At 63.9% G+C, this 23266-nt stretch carries 29 protein-coding genes; 16 read left to right on the top strand and 13 right to left on the bottom strand.

From position 1 onward, the window contains the following. Positions 1-302: 302 nt before the first annotated feature. Entirely contained in the window at positions 303-2000 is a 1698-nt protein-coding gene (locus P6U30_RS20595) for a L,D-transpeptidase family protein (protein WP_407164763.1), read from the bottom strand. A 228-nt stretch (positions 2001-2228) separates the two neighbouring features. Here P6U30_RS20595 and P6U30_RS20590 point away from each other — a divergent pair, with 228 nt between their 5' ends. After that, positions 2229-2786, top strand: coding sequence for a CreA family protein (locus P6U30_RS20590; RefSeq protein ID WP_407164762.1), 558 nt, complete (start codon positions 2229-2231; stop codon positions 2784-2786). A 43-nt stretch (positions 2787-2829) separates the two neighbouring features. Here the strand turns inward: P6U30_RS20590 and P6U30_RS20585 are convergent, their stop codons facing one another. Further along, the gene (locus tag P6U30_RS20585) at positions 2830-3066 is read right to left on the bottom strand and encodes a hypothetical protein (RefSeq protein ID WP_407164761.1); all 237 of its coding nucleotides are present in this window, start codon (positions 3064-3066) and stop codon (positions 2830-2832) included. 377 nt (positions 3067-3443) lie between these two features. On the opposite strand from P6U30_RS20585, the gene P6U30_RS20580 reads away from it, so the two are divergent. Continuing rightward, positions 3444-3596, top strand: a complete 153-nt coding sequence (locus P6U30_RS20580; RefSeq protein WP_407164760.1) for a hypothetical protein — start codon at positions 3444-3446, stop codon at positions 3594-3596. Positions 3597-3638: 42 nt separating this feature from the next. Next, entirely contained in the window at positions 3639-4037 is a 399-nt protein-coding gene (locus P6U30_RS20575) for a hypothetical protein (RefSeq protein WP_407164759.1), read from the top strand. A 60-nt stretch (positions 4038-4097) separates the two neighbouring features. Here the strand turns inward: P6U30_RS20575 and P6U30_RS20570 are convergent, their stop codons facing one another. Together P6U30_RS20570 and P6U30_RS20565 are read right to left on the bottom strand one after the other, a co-directional pair. Then, positions 4098-4340 (bottom strand): DUF6719 family protein, encoded by a 243-nt coding sequence (locus P6U30_RS20570; RefSeq protein ID WP_407164758.1) that lies wholly within the window; start codon positions 4338-4340, stop codon positions 4098-4100. A 60-nt stretch (positions 4341-4400) separates the two neighbouring features. Continuing rightward, entirely contained in the window at positions 4401-5903 is a 1503-nt protein-coding gene (locus P6U30_RS20565; RefSeq protein ID WP_407164757.1) for a PLP-dependent aminotransferase family protein, read from the bottom strand. 75 nt (positions 5904-5978) lie between these two features. Here P6U30_RS20565 and P6U30_RS20560 point away from each other — a divergent pair, with 75 nt between their 5' ends. Next, positions 5979-6704 carry a pyridoxamine 5'-phosphate oxidase family protein gene (locus P6U30_RS20560; RefSeq protein ID WP_407164756.1) on the top strand — a complete coding sequence of 242 codons (726 nt, stop codon included), beginning with the start codon at positions 5979-5981 and terminating at the stop codon, positions 6702-6704. Positions 6705-6757: 53 nt separating this feature from the next. Continuing rightward, the gene (locus P6U30_RS20555; protein ID WP_407164755.1) at positions 6758-8035 is read left to right on the top strand and encodes an ArgE/DapE family deacylase; all 1278 of its coding nucleotides are present in this window, start codon (positions 6758-6760) and stop codon (positions 8033-8035) included. A gap of 96 nt (positions 8036-8131) precedes the next feature. Here the strand turns inward: P6U30_RS20555 and P6U30_RS20550 are convergent, their stop codons facing one another. After that, positions 8132-8920, bottom strand: a complete 789-nt coding sequence (locus P6U30_RS20550; RefSeq protein ID WP_407164754.1) for a cobalamin-binding protein — start codon at positions 8918-8920, stop codon at positions 8132-8134. A gap of 148 nt (positions 8921-9068) precedes the next feature. On the opposite strand from P6U30_RS20550, the gene P6U30_RS20545 reads away from it, so the two are divergent. Together P6U30_RS20545 and P6U30_RS20540 are read left to right on the top strand one after the other, a co-directional pair. Beyond that, positions 9069-9467, top strand: coding sequence for a PaaI family thioesterase (locus P6U30_RS20545; protein ID WP_407170497.1), 399 nt, complete (start codon positions 9069-9071; stop codon positions 9465-9467). 145 nt (positions 9468-9612) lie between these two features. Then, positions 9613-10239 (top strand): GNAT family N-acetyltransferase, encoded by a 627-nt coding sequence (locus P6U30_RS20540; RefSeq protein ID WP_407164753.1) that lies wholly within the window; start codon positions 9613-9615, stop codon positions 10237-10239. An 80-nt stretch (positions 10240-10319) separates the two neighbouring features. Here P6U30_RS20540 and P6U30_RS20535 read toward each other — a convergent pair whose 3' ends face one another. Together P6U30_RS20535 and P6U30_RS20530 are read right to left on the bottom strand one after the other, a co-directional pair. Further along, complete coding sequence (locus P6U30_RS20535) at positions 10320-10628, bottom strand: hypothetical protein (RefSeq protein WP_407164752.1); 309 nt, start codon at positions 10626-10628, stop codon at positions 10320-10322. A gap of 176 nt (positions 10629-10804) precedes the next feature. Beyond that, positions 10805-11491 (bottom strand): DUF2161 domain-containing phosphodiesterase, encoded by a 687-nt coding sequence (locus tag P6U30_RS20530; RefSeq protein WP_407164751.1) that lies wholly within the window; start codon positions 11489-11491, stop codon positions 10805-10807. Between the two features lie 141 nt (positions 11492-11632). Between P6U30_RS20530 and P6U30_RS20525 the strand changes: the two genes are divergently transcribed. Then, entirely contained in the window at positions 11633-11977 is a 345-nt protein-coding gene (locus tag P6U30_RS20525; protein WP_407164750.1) for a hypothetical protein, read from the top strand. Positions 11978-12020: 43 nt separating this feature from the next. Here the strand turns inward: P6U30_RS20525 and fabG are convergent, their stop codons facing one another. After that, positions 12021-12701 (bottom strand): 3-oxoacyl-ACP reductase FabG, encoded by a 681-nt coding sequence (gene fabG / locus P6U30_RS20520; protein ID WP_407164749.1) that lies wholly within the window; start codon positions 12699-12701, stop codon positions 12021-12023. A 184-nt stretch (positions 12702-12885) separates the two neighbouring features. Between fabG and P6U30_RS20515 the strand changes: the two genes are divergently transcribed. Together P6U30_RS20515 and P6U30_RS20510 are read left to right on the top strand one after the other, a co-directional pair. Continuing rightward, entirely contained in the window at positions 12886-13524 is a 639-nt protein-coding gene (locus P6U30_RS20515; protein ID WP_407164748.1) for an SGNH/GDSL hydrolase family protein, read from the top strand. Between the two features lie 104 nt (positions 13525-13628). Further along, on the top strand, positions 13629-13826 hold the full coding sequence (locus tag P6U30_RS20510) for a hypothetical protein (protein WP_407146546.1): 198 nt from the start codon (positions 13629-13631) through the stop codon (positions 13824-13826). Between the two features lie 13 nt (positions 13827-13839). Here the strand turns inward: P6U30_RS20510 and P6U30_RS20505 are convergent, their stop codons facing one another. Further along, on the bottom strand, positions 13840-14583 hold the full coding sequence (locus P6U30_RS20505) for a tyrosine-protein phosphatase (RefSeq protein WP_407164747.1): 744 nt from the start codon (positions 14581-14583) through the stop codon (positions 13840-13842). Between the two features lie 254 nt (positions 14584-14837). After that, complete coding sequence (locus P6U30_RS20500) at positions 14838-15038, bottom strand: DUF2735 domain-containing protein (RefSeq protein ID WP_407164746.1); 201 nt, start codon at positions 15036-15038, stop codon at positions 14838-14840. A gap of 542 nt (positions 15039-15580) precedes the next feature. Between P6U30_RS20500 and P6U30_RS20495 the strand changes: the two genes are divergently transcribed. Continuing rightward, positions 15581-16615: a glutamine synthetase beta-grasp domain-containing protein gene (locus P6U30_RS20495; protein ID WP_407164745.1), complete on the top strand. Its 1035-nt coding sequence runs from the start codon at positions 15581-15583 to the stop codon at positions 16613-16615. Between the two features lie 372 nt (positions 16616-16987). After that, a complete protein-coding gene (locus P6U30_RS20490) occupies positions 16988-17137 on the top strand; it encodes a hypothetical protein (RefSeq protein WP_016843021.1) in 150 nt (49 codons plus the stop codon). A gap of 42 nt (positions 17138-17179) precedes the next feature. Here the strand turns inward: P6U30_RS20490 and P6U30_RS20485 are convergent, their stop codons facing one another. Next, positions 17180-17623 carry a DMT family transporter gene (locus P6U30_RS20485; RefSeq protein ID WP_407164744.1) on the bottom strand — a complete coding sequence of 148 codons (444 nt, stop codon included), beginning with the start codon at positions 17621-17623 and terminating at the stop codon, positions 17180-17182. A gap of 161 nt (positions 17624-17784) precedes the next feature. Between P6U30_RS20485 and P6U30_RS20480 the strand changes: the two genes are divergently transcribed. Then, on the top strand, positions 17785-19407 hold the full coding sequence (locus tag P6U30_RS20480) for an ABC-F family ATP-binding cassette domain-containing protein (protein ID WP_407164743.1): 1623 nt from the start codon (positions 17785-17787) through the stop codon (positions 19405-19407). A 32-nt stretch (positions 19408-19439) separates the two neighbouring features. Here the strand turns inward: P6U30_RS20480 and P6U30_RS20475 are convergent, their stop codons facing one another. Beyond that, complete coding sequence (locus P6U30_RS20475) at positions 19440-20414, bottom strand: glycerophosphodiester phosphodiesterase family protein (protein WP_407164742.1); 975 nt, start codon at positions 20412-20414, stop codon at positions 19440-19442. A 208-nt stretch (positions 20415-20622) separates the two neighbouring features. Here P6U30_RS20475 and P6U30_RS20470 point away from each other — a divergent pair, with 208 nt between their 5' ends. After that, positions 20623-21498 (top strand): MBL fold metallo-hydrolase, encoded by an 876-nt coding sequence (locus P6U30_RS20470; RefSeq protein WP_407164741.1) that lies wholly within the window; start codon positions 20623-20625, stop codon positions 21496-21498. A gap of 112 nt (positions 21499-21610) precedes the next feature. Further along, complete coding sequence (locus tag P6U30_RS20465) at positions 21611-21856, top strand: PilZ domain-containing protein (protein ID WP_407170496.1); 246 nt, start codon at positions 21611-21613, stop codon at positions 21854-21856. A gap of 127 nt (positions 21857-21983) precedes the next feature. Here P6U30_RS20465 and P6U30_RS20460 read toward each other — a convergent pair whose 3' ends face one another. Further along, positions 21984-22232, bottom strand: coding sequence for a hypothetical protein (locus P6U30_RS20460; protein ID WP_407164740.1), 249 nt, complete (start codon positions 22230-22232; stop codon positions 21984-21986). A 151-nt stretch (positions 22233-22383) separates the two neighbouring features. Between P6U30_RS20460 and P6U30_RS20455 the strand changes: the two genes are divergently transcribed. Next, positions 22384-23061 carry a nitroreductase gene (locus tag P6U30_RS20455; RefSeq protein WP_407164739.1) on the top strand — a complete coding sequence of 226 codons (678 nt, stop codon included), beginning with the start codon at positions 22384-22386 and terminating at the stop codon, positions 23059-23061. The last annotated feature ends 205 nt before the right edge of the window (positions 23062-23266 follow it).

The raw sequence follows: 23266 nt of genomic DNA, 5'->3' as shown, positions 1-23266 counted from the left end.
ACGTCCCCGACGGATTTGTGCCGAAGCATAATCCAGAGCGCAGACAGGAGCCTTCAAGAAGCCGTTATGGCTGAAACTCGTCGGGATGCCACGCGCCGGTCCGAACCCGCAATGACAGACACGCTTCCAAGTTCACGTTTCAAACAGCGCGGTGTCATCACCCGCGCATGCGGGTGATCCAGTATTCGAGGCCGCGGCGTACTGGATGGCCCGCCGGAGCCTGTCATCGGGCGCGCGTTCGCGCGACCCGGTGGCGGGCCATGACGACTGAGAGAACATTCTGTCAGGGAGAGGGGCTGTGATCAGCGCAGCGGTACGATGAAGTCGGTGCCTTCGCCGGTCTCGCCCTGGTTCACACCGAGGTCGGAGACGATGATCGATCCGCCGGTGCCAAGCGCTTCGTTGATCCGCGCCATCGCGTCGGCGGGAATCGTGATGCGGTCGAGCGCTTCCGCCGGGCTATCCGGCAGCGGCTTTGCTTCGATCGTTGCAGCACCGGCCATTTTGCGTCGGTGCGAGGCGCGATCCTGTGCCTCGATGCGCGCGGCGTTGCGCGTCGACACCGGCAGCGAGATCACTGACCAGCGCAGCACGTTGGGGTCCTTTTTGTCAGCCTCCGCCGTGAAGATATGCGTGCCCAGCGGGCGGTCGCTCGGCGCGATCGTCACGGGCACATCGAACAGCGGCGCAAAGTTCTGCCGCACGTAGAGCTTGGAATCCTTGCGGCTGATGAAGACCGCGATCTGGCCGCCGCGCTTGGGCACGTCGAGGTTTGCGAGGCCCGGCAGCCGCGCCGGATCCTTCTTCGCGTCGGGTGTGTCTGCTGTTGCGGCCGGCTCGTCAGTCGCCGTTGCGGCCCCGGTGACGGGTGCACCCTTGCTCGTCGCATCGACTTTGGGCGCGTCGGCGCCGGCGAGCTTGGTCCTGGCAGCGTCCTGTGCAGCGGCCTTGGCCTCGGCCTTCACGTGGTCATTTGCCGAGACCTCGGTATTCGTTCCTTCGACGTGGTCTCCCACCGGGTTGTCGTCGGAAACGGCGGCGGCCTGCGATGCCGGCATCGAACCGCCGCTCTTGGCCGCATTAGCCCCGCTTCCGGCCGGCTTGCCGGGCTTGTCGATCATGGAGAAGGGCGCATCGGACATTGTCACCGATGCGCTCGCCGACGGCGCGGTGCCGCTGGCATCGGCGGTGTGGGTGTTGTCGCGCAGCGAATCCGGCTGGTCGGCGTGACCGACCGTCGAGCGCAGTTCGAGGCTGGTCTGCGGCTTGTCCGCTCTCTTATCGCTCTTCACGCCGAGCGGCGCATCCTGCTTCAGGAGATCGTCGGCGACCGGTTGCTGCGGTGTGACCTTCTGCGTCACGAGCAGCGGGTGCGAGAAATTCTCGGGCGTGATGGTGCCCGGCGTAACGACCACGCGCGCGCCCATCCGCGTCCAGTTGTACATCTTGATCGCGAAGCCGGTCGGCATGCGGATGCAGCCGTGGGAGGCCGGATAGCCGGGCAGCACGCCGGCATGCATGGCGATGCCCGACCAGGTGATGCGCTGCATGTACGGCATCGGCGCGCCGCTATAGATGTTGGAGCGGTGGTATTTCTGCTTCTGAATGACGCTGAAGACGCCCATCGGGGTCGAGTGCCCCTTCATGCCCGTCGAGACCGGGCTCTCCGCGTACAGACCGTTGGCGTCGTAGATGCGCACCTTCTGCTGCTCGATCGAGATCGCGATGATCAGCGGGCCTTGCGGCTTGGCGGCCGTCTCCTTGCTCGCGACGACGTCTTTATTAGTCTTAGTCGGATTGCGCCGCACCTTCGGCCGGTGCGGCAAAGGCATCGGCTCCGGGTCGCCGTAATAGGCGCTGTCGGGCCCGTTCCAATAGTAGAGCGTTGCGTCGGCTTGAGTGGAGGCGCCGACTGTACCGGCCGCGGTCAGGATCGCAAATTGCCAAAAGCACCCATTCGCAAGATCAAGAATTGTAGGCCGACGTCCGCTCTCGCGCATTTTCCGAATCCAGTCCAAGCTAGTTATTGGTTGTCGCAAACGTGGAATGCGTTCACCAGCGCAAGCGATCAAACCTTTCCTGGCCCCCAGTTTTTCGGGGAAAGCGTAACAAAAAAGCCTCACATAAGGTTAAAGCGCTGCTGCGATCACCAATCTGTCACTGCCTTTCCGGGCGGCCGTTGCGCACTGCATACGCGGCTACCCATCGGCGGAGACCTACGGAGACCTATGACGTTGAGAAGTGTGAGCCTGTGTGACATCCGCGCCCTGCGCCGCTGGGGCTGCGCGTTGCTTTTTTTCGCGGTTGCCTCGGGACAGCTTGGTCCTGCGACGGCGGCCGACGAACCGGACCTGATCTTTCGCCGCTCGACTGTGTTCAAATGGGTAAGTCCTAACGACAAGCTGGCCACCTATGGCGTCGACGACCCGGAGGTCGAGGGTGTGGCCTGTCACTTCACGGTGCCGGAGAGGGGCGGCTTCAAGGGCTGGCTTGGTCTCGCCGAAGAAGTGTCCGACATCTCGCTGGCTTGCCGGCAGATCGGGCCGATCCGCTTCAAGAATAGAATGAGCCAGGGGGCCGATATGTTCCGCCAACACCGGTCGATGTTCTTCAAGAAGATGCAGATCGTGCGCGGCTGTGACGCCAAGCGCAATGTGCTGGTCTACATGGTGTACTCGGATAAGTTGATCGAAGGTTCGCCGAAGAACTCGACCTCGACGGTGCCGATCATGCCGTGGGGCGTCGGTGAGACCGAAGTTCAGAAGTGCGGTGAGTTTATTCAGTAGTCACTGCAAAGACTTGAGCTGAAGATCTAAGGTGGCGAGTGATCTAGCGATTGGTCTGCCCGAACTGCTTCGCGCGCGACTCGAAGCCTGATCGTTCGGGTCGAATTTTCGGGTCGCGGCAGCCGACGAGCTGGACCAGCTTTTGCGGCGCACATTCATGGTCGCCCATCACATGAGCGCCTTGCTGCGGCATCGCCCCTGCCATCTGCTGCTGGCTCGCGGCGTGGGCCGAGGACTCAATGCCGCCGCCCATGATGTTGCCATTGCCCACGGCTGACATCCTTCGTTGGATTGGGATCGCGACAACGTGCCACCGCGAAGATAGTTGCGCCGTCCATGTATGAGTCGCGGGCAGCCGCGGCGCGGTTCACCATCGGCTTCCGCGACGCGGCCGCCTGTCTCATGAGAGGAGAGTCAAGAGAGAGAGGCAGGTCGCCGAGCCTTAGCCCGCCATCACGGTACGACGACGGTCAATGACCGCCACTGAAAACATTGGTCTTTTTTGGCGATTGTTTCGTCGGGGGGCCGCCGACGAAACAATTCTCGGGCGCGACGAAACCATTTTGCGCTTGTGCCGCAGAACTCCGGAAACGCGAGTTGGTTATCAAGCCGCCAACAAGCGGCGCGGACGACGAGCGCTGGAGCGGAGACAGTCAAATGCGGACCATCAGCGTCATCCTCGCTTTCGCATTCGTGATGGCCGGTCCGTCTGTGGCGGGATCCGCGGACGGCAGTCGGCCCGGCGTCGGTACCTTCTCCTACAACGGCTCGCCGATCATTGTTGCCCCGACGGTGATGGCGGCCAACTGACCGCGACAAAGCAAACGAGAAAATTGCCGGAAAAGGCTTCGCATGTTGCTCCGAATTTGTTCTGCGGCGATGTTGGCTACGCTGGTCGTGGCCTCGCCCGCACACGCGCAGTCGCAGCTCCCGCTGGAGTCGATGCAGATCCGCTCACTGTTCAAGATGCCCGAGCCGCGCGATGAATTCGTGCGGCAGTGCGTGCCTCACATGGCGGGACGTTGGGCGCATCCGGAAGCCGTCTGCGGCTGCCTGCACGATCACGCCGTGGCGACGATCGAGGATAGCGACCTGCGCCAGGCCGTGCTGCGCGGGATCAGCGAGACCGGCGTACCGACGATCGAGAACGATTGGCTGCCGGCATCGAAGCAGTCCGAGATCGGCCCGACTTTTACCAAGATCGCTAAGCCGACGCTGCAATGCATGTTCGAGCCGCAGGCGGCGAACTGAGCAGCGCGTTTCCGGGACAGTGATGAGAAAGCAGGCGACGAGCAAGCCCGCTTTGACGCCTTACTTCCGCGCGAGCCGCGGCACGCAGGTGCGGGTGCGCACCACGCCGGTTTCCTTCAACTGCGCTCCCGTGACTTGCTTGATCTGCCCGGACGGGCACGAGCCATCATCGACCAGCACGCGCTGACCGACCCGCAAATCCGCGATGTCCTGCTCGCGCGAGACGGTCTGCGCTGAGGCAGGAGCGGCCATCGCAACCAGCACGATGACGGCAACCATCGCGCCAAATCCGATGCGGCGCATCGCGATCTCCTTTGCTTGTTCTGATCTCCAGGCCATCGGGCCGAGATTGAACGACCTTAGTCAGCCGGTCGCGATTCTCAAAGGGCGCCGCGGCTTCGCTGGCGTGCTCCGGCTGCCGCGCAGCGCCGCGAGCGTCGCCTTCGCCAATTGCTCCGCCGAGGCGACGAGCTGCGGCACCGGGTGACCGGAAAATCCGAGCACGAATCCGGGCAGCGGCCGCGCGCGATGATAGGTCTCGGCGAGCAGCCAGCCGCCGACGCAGGCGGCCGCCTTTGCCTCGGCTGCGATACGCGGATCGGTCGCCGGAGCGAGCCGCGCCACCAGATGCAGGCCCTGCGACGGCACGGGAACCGTAAGTTCGCCTTCAGAGGCAGCAGCGAGCGTCGAGGCCAGGATGTCGCGCGCCTCGCGGTAGAGCTTGCGCGCCTTGCGCAGATTGGCGGCGAACGCGCCCGAGTTCAGCATGTCCGCAACCGCACCTTCCAGCAGCGTGCCGGGAAAGCGGTCGAGCGCGGCGCGTGCCGCCGTCACCGGGCCGATCAGTTGCTCGGGGAGGGCGCAGTAGCCGATGCGCAATCCGGGAAACAGCGACTTGGCGAAGGTGCCCATGTAGATCACGCGGCGCAAATGATCGATGCCGGCGAGCGACAACAGCGGCGCTCCGTCATAGCGGAACTCGCTGTCGTAGTCGTCCTCGAACACGAAGGCATCGGCGTCCTTGGCCCAGTCGAGCAGCTCGAGCCGGCGCGGCATCGACATCTGCACGCCGAGCGGAAATTGATGTGACGGCGTGACATAGGCCGCCCGCGCGGCCGGCGCCGACATCCGTCCCTTGCCGACGATCATGCCCGACGCATCGACCGGCACCGACACCGGACGATAGCCGCAATGCTCGATCGCACGCCGCGCCGCGGGGTAGCCGGGATCCTCGCACCAGACCTGGTCGCCGGCCCTCAGGATTGCGCTCAGCACGATGCGCAGCGCGTGCAGCGTGCCCGACGCCAGCATGATCTGGTCGGGGTCGCAACGCAGCCCGCGCGTCGACAGCAGATGATCCGATATCGCCGCGCGCAGTTCGCGATTGCCTCGGGGGTCGCCGTAGTGGAGGTGCTCAGGCCCAAAGGCGCGCAGCCGGCGGCCGGCGAAGGCGCGGAAGCGCTGCAGCGCGCGCTCGTCGATATGCGTGCAGCCGAGCGACAGCGCGCTGTGCTGCGGCGGCTCGATCGCGATCTTCGCTTTTCGCGGCGCGGAGGCTTGCGCCGGAATACGCGCGGCCACGAAAGTGCCGGAGCCGACGGTCGCGACCGCAAAGCCGTCGGCGATCAGCCGCTCATAGGCCGTGGTGACGGCGTTGCGGCGGAAGCCGGTCTGCTTCGCCAGCGTACGCGATGGCGGCAGCGGTTCGCCCGGCTTGACGATGCCGCCGACGATGGCATGGCACAGCGCCTGATAGAGCCGCTGCTGCGAGGCCGCGCCTTGCGTCACATGGGGGCCCGCGAGGTCCAGCGGCAGCTCGGTCCGGCGCGGTGAGGGCTTCGCCGAATTGGTCGGAATTTTTCGCATGGAATTGGCACTATCGCAGACCAAATAGACCGGTACAACTGCCGTCAGATTCCCAAATTTTCACGAGGCATTGCCGTGACCGAAGGCGCATCCACTCCGTCCTATCCGCTGTCGTCCCGCAACCGGGTGAAGCGCCGCCACGATCGCGGCTTCTATGATCATGCGACCGTGCATGGGATCCTGGACGCCTCGATGCTGTGCCACGTGTCCTATGTGATCGATGGCCAGCCCTATTGCACGCCGACCTTCTTCTGGCGCGAAGGCACCAGGCTCTACTGGCACGGCTCGAGCGCGAGCCGGATGCTGGAGCACCAGGCGGAAGGGCAGAAGGTCTGCCTGACGGTCGCGCATCTCGACAGCCTGGTGTTGGCGCGCTGCGGCTTCAACCATTCGGCCGACTACCGCGCCGTGATGGCGTTCGGCACCGCCTATCTCGTCACCGACCCGGACGAGAAGCAGCGCGCGGTCGTCGCGATGGTCGACCGCTTCTTTCCTGGTCGCACCGCGACCTTGAGGCCGAGCAGCACTCAGGAGATCAAGGCGACCTCGTTCATTGCAATGGAGATCGAGGAGGCGTCGGCCAAGGTTCGCGCCAAGGGCGTTGCCGACGACGACGAGGATTACGAATTGCCGATCTATGCCGAGCGTATCCCGGTGCACACCGTGCTCGGTGCGCCCGAGCCGTGCCCGCGGCTGCTCGACGGCGTGACGCGGCCTGCGACGCTCGACGGCTATTCGGAAGGCCGTCTGCTCGAAGATGCATTGCGGGATGCCTATTTTGCGGAATACCCGGCCGGCTGAAATCGGGTTACGGTGGCGCTCCCGCCCTTCAATATCCCCGATGGAGCTGCTGTATGACTGCCGAGACGCAACAACGAATCCTTGATGCCGTTGATGAAGGGTTCGATGCGCAGCTCGCGACGACCGAGGACTTCGTCTCCATCCCTTCGACGCGCGGCGCCGAGGGCCCGTGCCAGGACATGATCGGCGATCTCCTGCGCGAGCGTGGCTATGAGGTCGACGACTGGCACATCAATCTCGACGATCTCAGGGATCTGCGCGGCTTCGGCCCGATCGAGCATGATTTCTCCAAGGCGCGCACCGTGGTCGGCACCTACCGTCCGGCCACCAATGCCGGCAAATCGCTGATCCTGCAGGGCCACTGCGACGTGGTGCCGACCGGCCCGCTCGACATGTGGGAGACGCCACCATTCTCGCCGGTCATCAAGGACGGCAAGATGTACGGCCGCGGCGCCTGCGACATGAAGTCGGGCACGATCGCCGCGCTCTATGCGCTGGATGCGATCGCCAAGGCCGGGCTCAAGCCGACGGCGCGGATTCATTTCCAGTCCGTGATCGAGGAGGAGAGCACCGGCGTCGGGGCGCTCTCGACGTTGCAGCGCGGCTATCGCGCCGATGCCTGCTTCATTCCGGAGCCGACCAGCGGCAAGATGATCCGCTCGCAGGTCGGCGTGATCTGGTTTCGCCTGAAGGTGCGCGGCTTCCCGGTGCACGTGTTCGAGGCCGGCGCGGGCTCGAACGCGATCATGGCGGCGTATCATCTCGTCCACGCACTCGAGAAGCTCGAGATCGCCTGGAACGAGCGCGCCAAGGCCGATCACCACTTCAAGGACGTCAATCATCCGATCAACTTCAATCCGGGGATCATCAAGGGCGGCGACTGGGCCTCCAGCGTGCCGGCCTGGTGTGACGTGGATTGCCGGATCGCGGTGCTGCCGGGCTGGTCGATATCAGAATGCCAGAAGGAAATCCTCGCCTGCGTCGCCGCCGCGGCGCGCGACCACCGCTTCCTCTCCAACAATCCGCCGCAGGTCGAGTGGTCGGGATTTCTGTCGGAAGGCTATGAGCTGACCAATTCCGCAGCGCCCGAGGCCGCCTTCGCGAAGGCGCATCAGGCCGTCTACGGCGGCCAAGTGGAAGATCGCGCCTTCACCGCGCTGACCGACACGCGCTTCTACGGGCTGAACTACAACATCCCGAGCCTTTGCTTCGGAGCAAGCGGCGCGGCGATGCACGGCTTCAACGAATATGTCGAGCTGGAGTCGCTGCGCAAGGCCACCAAGGCCATCGCACTGTTCATCACGGAATGGTGCGGGGTGGAGAAGGCGTGATTGCGTTGATCGCCTAGGGTGGGCAAATGCGCGGACGTGCCGTGCCCACCATCGACGTCGTGCTCGGGATGGTGGGCACGCTTCGCTTTGTCCACTCTACGCGTTCGTCGGCCACAATGCCTTGACGATCGCGTCCAGTCCGTCCGTCAACGCCGCCGGTCCCGGCTGCAAAATGATCGTCGACTTGATCTCGACGATGCGATTGTTGCGCACGGCCGGGATGTCGCCCCAGCCAGGTCGTTTGCGGATGCGGTCGGGCACGACCTTCTTGCCGCACCACGATGCCATGATCACATCGGGCATGGTCTCGCGCACGGCGTCCGGCGCGACGATGCGCTCGCGCGCCGCCTTGTGCGCGCGCAGATGCGGCAGCACGTCCGCGCCGCCGGCAATCTCGACCAGCTCGGACACCCAGCCGATGCCGCTGATCAGCGGATCGTCCCATTCCTCGAAATAGACCTTCGGCCGCGGAGCGGGGCGCGGCATTGCCGCGATCGCCGCAAGCCGCCGCGCGAGGTCGGTCGCGAGCCGTTCGGCGCGGTCGGTGGCGTCGACCATCGCGCCCAGGGTGCGGATCATCGCAAGGATGCCGGCGAGGTCACGCTGGTTGAAGACGTGGACCGCGACGCCGGCGCGGATGAGCTCAGCGACGATGTCGGCCTGCAGGTCGGAAAAGGCGAGCACGAGATCGGGCGCGAGCGCCAGGATCTTCGGAATGTCGGCGGAGATGAAGGCCGAGACGCGCGGCTTCTCGCGGCGGACCTGCGATGGCCGCACCGCATAGCCGGAGACGCCGACGATCCGGTCCTGCTCGCCGAGCAGGTAGAGTGTCTCGACCGTCTCTTCGGTCAGGCAAACGATCCGGCGGGGAGGGAAGTTGCGCATTGCCGAGGCTAGGCAGACTTGTCGGCGGTTGTCACTGCGGCCATGACGTCATCCGCTCCATTACCTCGGACGTCATTGCCGGACTCCGCCCGGCAATCCATCATGCCGGGAGAATAGTGTGACGCCCCAAGACAAACCGGAGGACCTGATGACGCCGCTCGAGAAGATCCAGTCGATGAAGATGCCGTTCGCGGAACTGAAGGGCGTCACCTTCACCGAGGCCGACAAGGATCGGGTGGTCGCCAGGATGGTCGTGCGTCCCGAGCTCTGCACCCTCAATCACACCATCCATGGCGGCGCGGTGATGGCGTTCGCGGACTCGGTCGGGGCGGCGGCGACCGTGATCAACCTGCCCGAGGACGCCAAGGGCACCACGACGCTCGAGAGCAAGACCAATTTCATCGGCGGCGCCAAGGAGGGGAGCGCCGTGATTGCCACGGCAACACCGGTTCACCGGGGACGGCGGACGCAGGTCTGGCAGACCCGGCTTGAGACCGAGGATGGCAGGCTGGTCGCCGTCGTGACACAGACGCAGATGGTATTATGATAATTACTTGGCGGATTTTCCGCAACGAATTCAAAGCTGACGCGATTAAGTGAATCTAGCCACTTGAATTGAATGGTGCGTCGCACAATATAAGGACCGCTAGGGACTCAACGCCTCCTCGAGGGCCACCAAGAGGAGTTATGAAATGAACCATGATTCGATCCGCTCGACGCTGGCCAACAAAGGCACCGTGCGAACGTTGAGCCAGCAGGAGGAGCTGCCCCTGCTGCGCGATCATCTCCTGAGACTGGATAGAACCAGCCGTCATGATCGCTTTCATGGCTTCATCGACGACAATTTCATCCGTCGCTACGCCGAGCGGTGCGCCAACGACGGCACGGTCATCATCGCCTATTTCGAGGATGGCATCGTGCGCGGCGCGGCCGAACTGCATCCGCCGGAGCAGTCACCGGACGCCCAGCCCGAGATAGCTTTCAGCGTCGAGCGGTCGATGCGCCGCAAGGGTGTCGGCAGCATCCTGTTTCGCAAGCTGATCGCGGAAGCCCACGCCAAGGGTTACAGCAATTTGCGCATCACCACCGGTGCACAGAACGATGCCATGCGGGCGCTCGCCACCAAGTTCGGCGCGCAGCTCACCTTCCGCCACGGCGAATCCACCGGCAGCATCGACCTGAGCGAACACAGCCAGGCCGAGCCGGTGCCCACACCTGCGATGGTCACCCCGGTCGAGGCCGCGCGCGCGATCGTCGACATGAACCGTGCCTATTGGCGGATGGTGATGCAGATGTCCGGTTGGGGCCGGGCGGCCTGAGCACGTAGTCGGAAGCAGCAGTAAAAAGGGCAATTCGCTCAGCGAATTGCCCTTTTGTTTTCAGCAATCAGATTGGCTTTTCAGGTGCCGGTGCGCTTGTCGGTCGCGAAGCGCCGGACCACGCGGCGCTCGACCACGACAGAGCGCTGGGCGCCCTGTTCGCCGGCGATCACCCGGGTCGCAGTGCCGGTGCGGGCGCTGACGCGCGCCGTCTTCTTCACTTCGGCCAGCACGTCTTCATAGGGCAGGCCCATCAGGGCTGAGGCGATTTCGGCCTGGGCTTCGAGATCGTCGGTGATGCCGATGGCCGCGAAGATCGCTTCCTCCAGCGTCGGCGGATCGTGCCGCACGCGTCGGGTGCCATACTTGGTGTTCCAGTCTCCGCTCATCGCCGCCTCATGTTTGAATCGCGGAAGATACGTAGGTGGCCGAATGTTGCATTGCAATATGAAAGTGAGATGGCAATCCAGCCATGCAACCAGAGTCTCTCAATCTTGTGAGCGCGAGAAAGTTCGATGGAGAGATCGCGGCCGGAGTGTCAGCGCTGTCACGATCACCTCCTGTCCTACGGCGACGCTTCCGTCGCACCTGCAAGATCGACCGGCTGCTGCGGCCAGCGCTTCAGCGCAGCGCGGCCGGCGTCAGTCAAAACATAGATGCCGCGCTCGGCGCGGTCGAACCAGCCATAGACATTATGCAGCAGGATCTTACCGGCATCGGGAATGTCGGTTCTCAGATCACGCACGCGCCGTGGTCCTTCCGCCAGCGCCGAGGCGCAGGCAAGCGCCTGCTGCCGATAGGCTGTCATGATCGGCGCACGGGTCGAGCCGCCCATCACAGGATCGCCCCTGCGCTTCTGGTGCTCGGCGATCAGGCGCGAGCGCTTCTTCGGATCGCGGCGAGGGGCGGCGCTCGGCGGCTTCACCAGCACCTCCACGTCGCCGCTACTGGTGACGCCGAGCATGCCGAAGCCGAGCCGCCGGCACAGGTTGCGATAGCGCGCATCGCTCTCGCGGCCCTTGCCGCGGGCGGAAATCTTCGCGGCGATCCAGACCTCATCGGCAGCGCCGGCGCGATCCACCGCCTGCAGGATCAGTTCGAGATTGAAGGCGAGCTTGAGCTCTCCGATCACGACAACCGGTGGATCGTCGCCGCTGAGCGCCACGAGATCGCAGCCGCCGATCTCGCCCTTGACCGTGAAGCCGAGCTTTTCGAGGAAGCGTTTGACGGGCAAATATAGCGCGGTTTCCAACGGATAGGCTCCGGCGGCGCTCCTGGCCGCGACTCATCGCTGCAGCATAGCCCGGAATCGGGGCTGCCGACGCGAACGGGATTTGCCGATGGGGGACCGGGGCGGCTATGGTTGCCGGCGGGACAAGGCGCGACCAGTTCAATGATCCGGAACGGGCTTTATCACATCACCGTCGAATTCCTCGACGGCGTTCAAGGCGGCAATCAGGGCGTCATGGTGCTGCGTGACGGCCAGATGCGCGGCGGCGACTCGTTCTTTTTCGCCTATGGCAGCTACACCGCCGCCAATGGCAAATGGAAGGGCGAGGTCACCAACCAGGAACACTCGCCGACCTATGGCGAGCGGCCGGTGTGGGAGCGCAAGGTCGTTACCATCGGGTTCACCGGCACCTATACCGACGAGGCCGCCGAAGGCGACGGCATCGCGCTCGCCGGCAAGCAGAGCATCCGCTTCAAGTCGAAGCTGCGTCTCCTGATCCCGGACTGATCGTGGTTCGGCAGGCTGCGCCGTACGCCGGCGCGACAGTGCTCTAGACGCGTCCGTTGACCGGCAGCAACGCGCCGGTGACAGCGCTCGCGGCGTCGCTGGCAAGGAACAGGATGACGTCGGCGAGCTCCTTTGGCGTCACCCATTTGGAAACGTCGGCCTTGGGCATGGCGGCGCGATTGGCCGCGGTATCGATGATCGAGGGCAGCACCGCGTTGACCGTGACCTTGCCCTTGAGCTCGGCGGCGAGCGACTCTGTCAGGCGGTGCACGCCGGCCTTCGAGGCGGCGTAGGGGCCCATGCCGGAGGCCGCCTGCAAGGCGCCCAGCGCACCGATATTGATGATGCGGCCGGCCCGCGCCTTGACGAGATGCGGGACCGCCGCCTGCGATGTGTTCAGGGCCGTCATCACATTCATCGCGTACATATGCTGCCAGGTCTTGGGATGGCCGTCAGCGATCGTCTCGAAGGTGAAGCCTCCGGCGATGTTGATCAGCGCATCGAGCTGGCCGAAATGCGCGGCTGCCTTGTCGATTGCCGCCTTGGCTTGCGCGGCGTCAGTGAGATCGACGTTGCCGAGCTCGATACGGTCGGGCGTCGCCGCAAGCTGCGCGGCTGCATGATCGATACCGGCGACGCGCGCACCGCGCGCGATCGCTTCTTCGGCGACCACCTTGCCAAGCGCGCCGAGTGCGCCGGTGATGACGATGGCTTTTCCGTTCATGACGGTCTCCGTACAGGCAAAAAGCAGATGGCACCCACTATGATCAGGCGAATTTCATTTGCAATGCCGCGATTTCCGCGTCCTACTGCGCGTATTCATTAATTCATTCACGCAAAGGATGTTTGCGATGCCCGCTTCACGGCCATGTGAAACTCATCCCGATATCATCAACCTGAATCGTCGATTGCCGCATTTCGCAGATGCTCTGAGGAGCCAGCGCAAGATCAAGGTGGTGGCGCTTGGTTCGTCATCGACGGCCGGCGCCGGCGGAATTTTGCCGTTCCCGCCGCGGCTCGAAATGCTGCTGCGGCAACGCTTCTTTGGCCGCATGATCGACGTGATCAACCGCGGGATCGGCGGGCAGGAGGCGCCCGAGGAATTTTCCCGCATCGAGTCCGATGTCGTTGCCGAAGCGCCGGTGCTGGTGATCTGGCAGATCGGCACCAATGCCGTCTACAAGAGCTACAATCCTGCCGAGGTGAAAGCCGCGCTCGAGGCGGGGCTCAATGTGCTTGCACCACTTCCGCTCGATGTCGTGGTGATGGATTCACAGTACACCGAGGCCATCATCGGGACATCAGGCGCGCTCACCCTCGCCAACACGATCATGCCGATGATTGCCGACGTCACCACAGGCAGGCGGGTGAACTTGTTCCGTCGCTTCGCGCTGATGAAGCGGTGGGTCGACGACGGGATTCCGCTTTCCGAGCTCGACGACGGAGCGCCGGAGCATCTCCACACCAGCGAATGGGCAACCAATTGCGTGACGCAGGCGCTGTTCGGTGCGATCGATGAGGCGCTGGCGCCGGAGGCGATTACGTAAGACTACGGGGGACGGCCGGTTCGCTAAAATTTGCCGCAGTTCCGTAAGTCGATCGCAGAACCCTGTCCGTAAAAGCGGAGACCGACCAAGGCAGGGGATCAGCTATGGGAAATCTTCCGGATCACGGTTTACCGCTCGTTCAGCTTAAGGAGCAGCGGCGCGAACTCGTGGTCGCATTGCAGAATCGCAAGAGTCCGCTGAGCAACTGGGAGCTGATGCAGATCGCGGCGATCCAGCAGGCGATCTCGGCCTTCGAGGACGTCATCGCCGATCTCGATGCCGAGCTCGAGGCCGCGGCCTGAGCGCTTCGATCGCTCAGCCCATGAGATAGCGGCCTTCGAGCGCCTTGCGCTCGGCCGGCCCGAGCCCGAGGCCATCGCGGAAATAGCCGTCGAGGCTGCCGTAGTCGGCATCGATCGCCTCGAACGCTGCATTCAGGAACGGCTGCTGCACGGTGCCGAGCACCTGCCTGACCTCGTCGGGAAGCTCGGTGCTCGCCGACGGATCGCGCTTGTAGAACTTGTTGGTCAGGAGATAGTCGTCCGCGATCACTTCGTTCGGCACCCCGAGCGCGTGCAGGATCAGCGCGCAGGCAAAGCCGGTCCGGTCCTTGCCGGCGGTGCAATGAATCACGAGCGGGGCGCGATCCTCGAGGAGATGGGCAAACAGCGCGCGATAGCGCACCGTGTTGTCCTGCACATAGCCGCGATAGGAGTCCCGCATCACCTCGAAGGCATCGGCGCTCGAGAGCTGCCGGTTGGCTGCGATCGCGCGCAGGGCTGCGACGACGGTCGGCTCGACGGGCAGCGAATGCACGGCGATGTCGGCGATGCCGCACAGCGCTTCGGCACGCTCGGCGACGCCGCGAAAATCGAACGCGCTTCTCACGCCAAGGCTGCGCACCACCGCGATGTCCTGCACCGTCAGATGCGCAAGGTGGTTGGAGCGAAAGATCTGTCGCCAGCGCACCGTCCGCCCGTCGCGTGTCCGGTAGCCGCCGAGGTCGCGAAAATTGCTGGCTCCGGCGAGATTGAGGTGACGGGCGTGGGTTTGTGGCATCGGCAGGCCTTTGCAACGGATGGGTCTCCGCGCTGGTCTATAGTCGCCATATCGGGGGGAGAATATGACTTCTGGCGGGACTGCATTCCCGTGAGCGCAGTTCGTCGTGGCGTGGTCGGGGCCGGGATGCGCATGCGTGGTGCGCCGGTTGTGGTGCGGGAATGAAAAAGGGCCGTAACGCCTGGTTCCGACCCTTCCTTAGTATTCTGACGCTCTTCGATGCTTTGGCGTCACGTCTCTCTGTCGCGCCGGCATCAGTGATCGCGACCTGGCTTGTCGTCGTCGATCGCCGCCTGATGATACCAACTGTCGCTGCAGATGGCGGTTTCGACTTGCGTGGCGCGTTCGGGCGATGTCCGGACCTCGCCGTAGCGGCGTCCACCGAGAGCCGCGCGGCCACCTGTCGGGAATTGGTAGATCTTGGCAGATCCCTGGTTTAACCCCGAATTCATCATCGCAAACCTCCTTGATCGGGACGCGAGGCTCCATGGTGCGCCCGACTCCTTCGCGCGTGGTTACCTGTCTTTCGATATTGGCCGAGCCCTGGTCGGCCGCAAGATGACCAAGAAATAATCAGGATGTGACTAATCCGTAGGCAGACTCCGGTTTGCACTCGGTAAGGCAGGATGTGGATGACCAACGCCGAAACGGGGCGTCGGGTCGTCCAGCGGCGGCCGGGCAGGCGGCAAATGTCACCAGGACCTGCCGCGGCTTTAATCTGACAGGGGTAGCTCGGCCCGATTTGCTGGAGAATCAGGCGGCGATGGGCTCCCAAAAGCGGATTCTGACCGGCCGGAGCGCATGGCAGCCGCGCCGCTATGTCGCAGAAAAAAATGTGATCTGCGCTGTGGATATCCGCAAGACGGGCGGGTGCCGCGGTGCAGCGACTGGCACTTTAATTGCTTAGCAGGAACCGGCCGATGGTGGCCGGGTAGCTGTGCTGCGACCGACTGGCTTTCGGTTCCTCACGGTTTTGCATCATCAACAGAGAGGCTCAATGACCAAGTACAAGCTCGAGTATATCTGGCTAGACGGATATACGCCGACGCCGAACCTGCGCGGTAAGACGCAGATCAAGGAATTCGCGTCGTTTCCGACCCTCGAACAGCTTCCGCTGTGGGGATTTGACGGTTCGTCCACCCAGCAGGCTGAAGGCCACAGCTCTGACTGCGTGCTGAAGCCGGTTGCCTGCTATCCCGACGCCGCGCGCGAGAACGGCGTGCTGGTGATGTGCGAAGTCATGATGCCCGATGGCAAGACGCCGCATCCGTCCAACAAGCGCGCCACCGTGCTGGACGACGATGGGGCCTGGTTCGGCTTCGAGCAGGAGTACTTCTTCTACAAGGATGGTCGTCCGCTCGGCTTCCCGGAGGCCGGCTATCCGGCGCCGCAGGGCCCATACTACACCGGCGTCGGCTACTCGAATGTCGGCAGCGTTGCCCGCAAGATCGTCGAGGAGCACCTCAACCTCTGCCTCGCCGCCGGCATCAACCATGAAGGCATCAATGCCGAGGTGGCGAAGGGCCAGTGGGAATTCCAGATCTTCGGCAAGGGCTCCAAGACCGCCGCTGACCAGATGTGGATCGCTCGCTACCTGATGCTGCGTCTGACCGAGAGCTACGGCATCGACATCGAATTCCACTGCAAGCCGCTCGGCGACACCGACTGGAACGGCTCGGGCATGCACGCCAACTTCTCGACCAAGTACATGCGCGAAGTCGGCGGCAAGGAATATTTCGAGAAGCTGATGGCGGCCTTTGAGAAGAACCTCATGGACCACATCGCCGTCTACGGACCCGACAACGACAAGCGCCTGACCGGCAAGCACGAGACCGCGCCCTGGAACAGGTTCAGCTATGGCGTCGCCGATCGCGGCGCGTCGATCCGTGTGCCGCACTCCTTCGTCAACAACGGCTACAAGGGCTATCTGGAAGACCGCCGTCCGAACTCCCAGGGCGACCCCTACCAGATCGCATCGCAGATCCTGAAGACCATCTCCGAGGTCCCGACCGGCGCGAAGGCTGCGGCCTAAGCTCAAGCTCGGATCCGGATGGCAGCATCCGTTACCGCAATCCGGTCCGCCAGGGGACACCCTGGCGGACCTTTGCGTTTGGTGACGCCGCTTGGAAACCGATCTCGCTGCGGTGCCATCCGGCGCTGGCAACGCCTGCATGTTGGCTGCCGGGGACGCGGCGGAGCCAATCGGATGAGGGCCGTGGCTCCAATGAAAGACCGTAGTCGCTCATCCGGCGCTATGCGCCGACCTCTCCCGAGGGTGAGGTGATACTCCGTTGCCGCTCCCGCTCACCTTCGGCTCAACCTCATCTCACCATGCTTGAGCCAGCTTGGAACGTTCGCCGCGGCATCGCCGTTGACGCCCGAGTAGATGCTGGCGAGGCATGTCATGATCCGCAAGCTACGGTCCGGCGAGTACCGGCTCTATTCCCGGAAGGTCAATCCGAAGACCGGCAAGCGCCGCAATCTCGGCACCTTCAAGTCGCGCGCGGCCGCGGAAAAGCACGAGCGCGACGTGCAATATTTCAAGCGGCACTGACGTCGCATTCACGCCCTTGGCGCAGGGCGGACCGTGGCGGTCTCAGTCCTTGATCAGAAGGACGCCGCCGATGACGAGCGCTATGCCGATCAATCGCGAAACCGACACAGGATGGGACGGAAGTCCGAAGACGCCGAAATGATCCATCACGATGCCCGCGAGCATCTGGCCGGCGACGACGAGCGCAAGCAGGGTCGCCGCTCCGAGCGACGGCAGCAACAGGATCACCAGCAGGATAAACACGCCGCCGAGAAAGCCGCCGCTCCAGGCCCACCATGGCGTCGCCGTCACGAGCTTGAGTGACGGCACCGGCTCGCGCAGCACCAGCAGCACCATCACCATCGTCAACAGACCGCCGAGATAGGAGACGAGCCCGGCCCAGCCGGGCGAGTTCAAGGCGGAACGCAGATTGCCATTGAGGACCTGCTGAACCGACACGCTGATGCCCGCGCCGAGTGCGAGCAAATAGAGAAACCATGCTTGCATGTAATGCCCCGAAACACCGATCGGGGCAGTATTCCCGGTCTCGCTCGATTGGCAAATGATCGGTATGCGTGTGGGCATTGCGCGAAACGCGGGGAATGCCCTTTCACCCGCGGTCCAGATCGACTAAGAGGCCGCAAACTCCCGTTTCCCCCAAAGTTTGCATGATCCGCCTCGATAACGTCTCCAAGCAAGTCGGCCACCAGATCCTGTTCATTGAAGCCTCGGCCGCGCTCCAGAAGGGCGAGAAGATCGGGCTTGTCGGCCCGAACGGCGCCGGCAAGACCACGCTGTTCCGGATGATCTCAGGCCAGGAACTGCCCGATGAGGGCCAGGTCTCGGTCGATCGCGGCATTTCGATCGGCTATTTCAGCCAGGATGTCGGCGAGATGTCCGGCCGGAGCGCGGTCGCCGAGGTGATGGATGGAGCAGGGCCGGTCAGCGTGGTCGCGGCCGAGCTTCGGGAGCTCGAGGCCGCGATGGCCGATCCCGATAAGGCCGATGCGATGGACGACATTATCGCGCGCTACGGCGAGGTGCAGCACCGGTTCGAGGAACTCGACGGCTATGCGCTCGACGGCCGGGCGCGCGAGGCGCTGGCGGGCCTGGGCTTCAGCCAGGAGATGATGGACGGCGACGTCGGAAAGCTTTCCGGCGGCTGGAAGATGCGGGTCGCGCTGGCGCGCATCCTCTTGATGCGGCCCGACGTGATGCTGCTCGACGAGCCGAGCAACCATCTCGATCTCGAAAGCCTGATCTGGCTCGAGCAGTTCCTGAAGGGCTACGAGGGCGCGCTGTTGATGACCTCGCACGACCGCGAGTTCATCAACCGCGTCATCAACAAGGTGGTCGAGATCGACGGCGGCCAGCTCACGACCTATTCCGGCAATTACGAATTCTACGAGCAGCAGCGCGCGCTCGCCGACAAGCAGCAGCAGGCGCAGTTCGAGCGGCAGCAGGCGATGCTCGCCAAGGAGATCAAGTTCATCGAGCGCTTCAAGGCCCGTGCGTCGCATGCGGCACAGGTGCAGAGCCGGGTGAAGAAGCTCGACAAGATCGAGCGTGTTGAGCCGCCGCGGCGGCGGCAGACCGTGGCGTTCGAATTCCAGCCCGCGCCACGCTCCGGCGAGGATGTCGCGAGCCTGAAGAGCGTTCACAAGGGTTATGGCAGCAAGCGCATCTATGACGGGCTCGACTTCATGATCCGGCGCAAGGAGCGCTGGTGCGTGATGGGCGTCAACGGCGCCGGCAAGTCGACGCTGCTCAAGCTGGTGGCGGGCTCAACCGAGCCCGATGACGGAGCCGTCACGATCGGCGGCAGCGTCAAGATGGGCTATTTCGCCCAGCACGCGATGGATTTGCTCGACGGCGAGCGCACCGTGTTCCAGTCGCTGGAGGACGCCTTTCCGCAGGCCGGGCAGGGGTCTTTGCGAGCGCTCGCCGGCTGCTTCGGCTTTTCCGGCGACGATGTCGAGAAGAAGTGCCGGGTGCTGTCAGGCGGCGAAAAGGCGCGACTGGTGATGGCCAAGATGCTGTTCGACCCGCCGAACTTCCTGGTGCTGGACGAGCCGACCAACCATCTCGATCTCGCCACCAAGGAGATGTTGATCAATGCGCTCAGCGAGTTCGAGGGCACGATGCTGTTCGTCTCCCACGACCGGCACTTCCTCGCCGCGCTGTCGAACCGCGTGCTGGAGCTGACGCCGGACGGCATCCACCAATATGGCGGCGGCTACACCGAATACGTCGCGCGCACCGGCCAGGAAGCGCCGGGGCTGCGGAGCTAATCGCGGTATATGCGGGGTGCGTCGGGCCGCATCTAACGGCCGGTGAGGCGGGCGATCGTCTCGATCTCGTTGGTCCAGATGCCGCCGGAATAATGTTCGGGCAGACGCCTCAACATTTCCGCGTCGTCGACCCCGGTCGAGAATTCGCCGCCGTGATAGGGCCCCAGCACGAACACCGTGCTGTTGACCGCCGCCATGCGATTCAGAAACCGATCCGGCCAGCCCCAGAGCCACGGTGCGTAGTTGATCGGCACCAGCACGATAGCGTTGCGGCACGCCGCCGGCACGATGCCGGTCCAGCCGTAGCCGAGATAGCCAAGAAGGCAGCCCTTGCTCGTGGCGCGTGACAGGGTTCGGGTTTGCGGCCAACGCTGCCGGATCACCTCGATCGGCTCGTCGCCGCCATACACCATGATCAGCTTGCGGCGCTCGGCGGGAAGCCCGTTCAGCACTGCCGACAGCTTCGCGCCCTCGGCCGCATCGCGGCTCTTGATGTTGATCAGAAATTGCCGGTCCGGAAAGGTCGCCAACACCTCGCCGAGCGTAGGCATCAGGCCGATGCCCTTGCCGCGGAACGGATAAGTCTCGCCACCGTCGGCGGTGTAGCCATAGCCGATATCGAGCATCTTCAGCCGCGCCATCGGCTGCTCGCGGGTGACGCCATGGCCGTCGGTGCGGCAGTCGATGGTCCAGTCGTGAAACACTGCGAATTCGCCGTCCGTGGTGGGATGGACGTCGAGCTCGACGATGTCGGCGCCGGCCTCGAAGCTCGCCCGCATCGAGCGGATCGTGTTCTCGAGATAGTCGTGGGTGGGCGGCAGCATGCGCGCGGCGGTGCAGGTATCGCCCTTGACGCCGCGTTCGTCGAAGCGTTGCGCCATGCCGCGATGCGCGAGCAGCACCGGCTTGCCCTCGTGATGCATTGCCAGACTGTTGGTGTTGTTGAGGTAGACGCCAACGGCGAGTGCCACGATTGCGGCTGCCGCGTATTTCAGTTTCCCGGCCAAACGACTCAATTCCCGCTCAGAACGTCGCTTTCGCTAGACCGCGTTTCTGGTCGATTTGCGGCGGCTATTCTGTCAATCCATCGCGATCTATTGCGGCAGGCCCATCACACAAGCAATGCAAAGGCGCATGGCACGAGGCAGGGCGCTCAGCTTGTGAGGCTCGCTGCCAACAGCTACGCTTCGCAAAAAATGCGGGAGCGGAACGGCCATGAAACGGATCAGAATCGGCGACATCACGATCGATGCGGTGATCGAGCGCGAGGGACCCTGGCGGCGGCCGCAGGATTTCTTCCCGGCCTATGACGACGTCGTGTTCAAGCAGCATCTGCGGACGATGGAGCCCGAGGTGTTCGATGCCGCGCGCGGCATGATGATGATCACCTACCAGACCTTCGTGGTGCGCACCCCGCGCTACACGATTCTGGTCGATACCTGCACGGGCGAGGACAAGGGACATCCGCCGCCGTTCGATTTCCCGGGCAAGGAGCGCTGGCGCAACGAGCTGTTCGCGCTCGGCATCTCCTACGAGCAGATCGACTACGTGTTCTGCACCCACCTGCATATCGACCACACCGGCTGGAACACGACCCTGCGCGACGGCCGTTGGGTGCCGACTTTCCCGAACGCGAAGTACGTCTTCCACAAGCGCGAATATGCGGCCTGGGAGTCCGAACATGCCAGGGGTGCCAACCCGCCGGGCACGGTGTTTCGCGACAACTGCCTGCCGATCGTCGAAGCCGGGCAGGCGCTCCTCGTCGACGACGACTATGCGCTCGACGACACCGTCACGCTGACGCCGACACCGGGCCATTCGCCCTGTCATTGCTGCGTCAACATCTTCTCGAAAGGACAGCGCGCCGTGGTCGCCGGCGACCTGATGCACCACGCGATCCAGTGCCGCGAGCCGGAGTGGTCGGCGAAGCCGGATTGGGACCCGAAGCAATCGGCGGTCTCGCGGCGGAAATTCTTCGCGTCGGTGGCCGAGACCGACACGCTGATCCTGCCGATCCATTTCCCGGCCCCCACAGTCGGCTTGATCAAGGCAGACGGCGAGCGTTTCGACTACCGCTTCAAGCGCGAATAGACCCGGTCCGGGCCTTGCATTTTCGCAATTCGATCTGTTCCGTAACCATGCATTGGAACGGATTCTTAACGGCCGCCGAGGACTCTTGCTCGATCCAGCAGAGGCAACGGTGATGCATCCCCGGCGGTTTGCGCGTGTTCGTCCGACAGGTCGCGTGCCCAATTCGGTCAAGCTTGTGCTTGAACCGAAGGCGCCGCTGATCGAGTGCAGACTGGTGGACTATTCCGCCGGCGGCGCATGCATCGAGTTGCCACGCGCGCTGCCGTTGCCCGAACGTTTCGAGATGGTTCACGGCAATATCAGGAAACGTTGCCGACGTGTCTGGAGCAAGGGGCTGCGTGTCGGCGTTTCGTTCTGACTTGCGCAGTTGAGGACGAAGCCGTCCGCAAGATGATGGCCGCCGACTTACGTTCCTTCGGGCCGCGCGGGGCACGGCCCGAAGGTAGTCTCATGCGACGATACCGGAGAGCAGGCGGACGAACGGCTCAGGCGCCGCTTTCGCACTTCTTCATGAATGAGTTCTTGGCCGCGCCAGCGAGCTTCTTGCCGTCCGAACCGACCGCCTTGGTCACGCAGGCGTCATGCGTGCACTTTTTCATGAAGGAGGTTTTTGCCGCGCCGGCCAGCGGCTTGCCGTCCTTGCCGACCGCCTTGGTCTCGCAGGAGGCGTCCTGCGCAAATGCCGCGCCGGCGGCGAAGGTCGCGATCACGGCAGCCAAGAAAATCCGCTTCATCTGGGTTTCTCCCTAAACCGAACCAGTGGCCGGATTGGATATCGGAATCTTGGGCCGATCAAGTTCCCCCAACCGATTTTGACGATAAAATACCTAACCGACGGCAGAAAATTCTCGCCTTCGGCGGGAACGAGAATGGAGGAAGCGCGGAATGGAGTTCGAGACGCTGGTACAGACACGCAAAAGCGTGCGCGGATTCAAGAAGCAGCCGGTTTCTCGGGCGACCGTTGAGGAGATCATTGAGGTGGCCAAGCGCGCGCCGTCCTCGATGAACACTCAGCCCTGGCACGTCCATGTCCTCGCCGGGGCGCCCCTGGAGGAGGTTCGGCGCCGCAACATGGAGGAGATGAGCGCCGGCGCCAGGCCGAAGCGCGATATCGTCAGCCATGGCGAGTACCAGGGCGTCCACCGCAATCGGCAGGTCGATATCGCCAAAAAGCTGTTCGGCGCGATGGGGATCGCCCGCGACGACAAGCCGATGCGGCAGGATTGGGTGCTGCGCGGCTTCCGCCAGTTCGACGCACCGGTCTCGCTGGTGCTGGCCTATGACCGGATCTTGGATCCCGGCGCGGTCTGCCATTTCGATCTCGGCGCGCTCTGCTATGGGATCGTGCTGGCGGCCTGGGACCGCGGGCTCGGCAGCGTGATCAACGGCCAGGGCATCATGCGCTCCGACATCGTGCGGGAGGTCGCCAACATCCCGGAGGAGCAGGTGATCATGACCTGCGTCGCGATGGGCTATCCCGACGACGGCTTTGCCGCCAACGCGGTGCGATCCGATCGTGAGGCCAACAGCAGCTTCGTTCACTACGTCGGCTTTGCCGACTGAGCGTGGCCGCAATCGGCATGACCGGCCCGTCGGTTCACTCCGCGTGCCGGCGTCGAGCGTCACTTCCTCAAGGCGAACGATGTCGCGCAGTGTGATCGGGCGCTCGACATGCCTCCCGGCGCAATTGCGCGATTGCTGACCGCGTCGCGGGATATTGAATTCCGCATCGTGAAACCTGCCGCCTGCGCCGCGGCCGACGTGCAGT

Source organism: Bradyrhizobium sp. ORS 111 (assembly GCF_045571485.1).
Lineage (GTDB): Bacteria > Pseudomonadota > Alphaproteobacteria > Rhizobiales > Xanthobacteraceae > Bradyrhizobium.
Note: the sequence above shows the minus strand (reverse complement) of the source record. Positions and strands in the feature narration are given on the sequence as shown.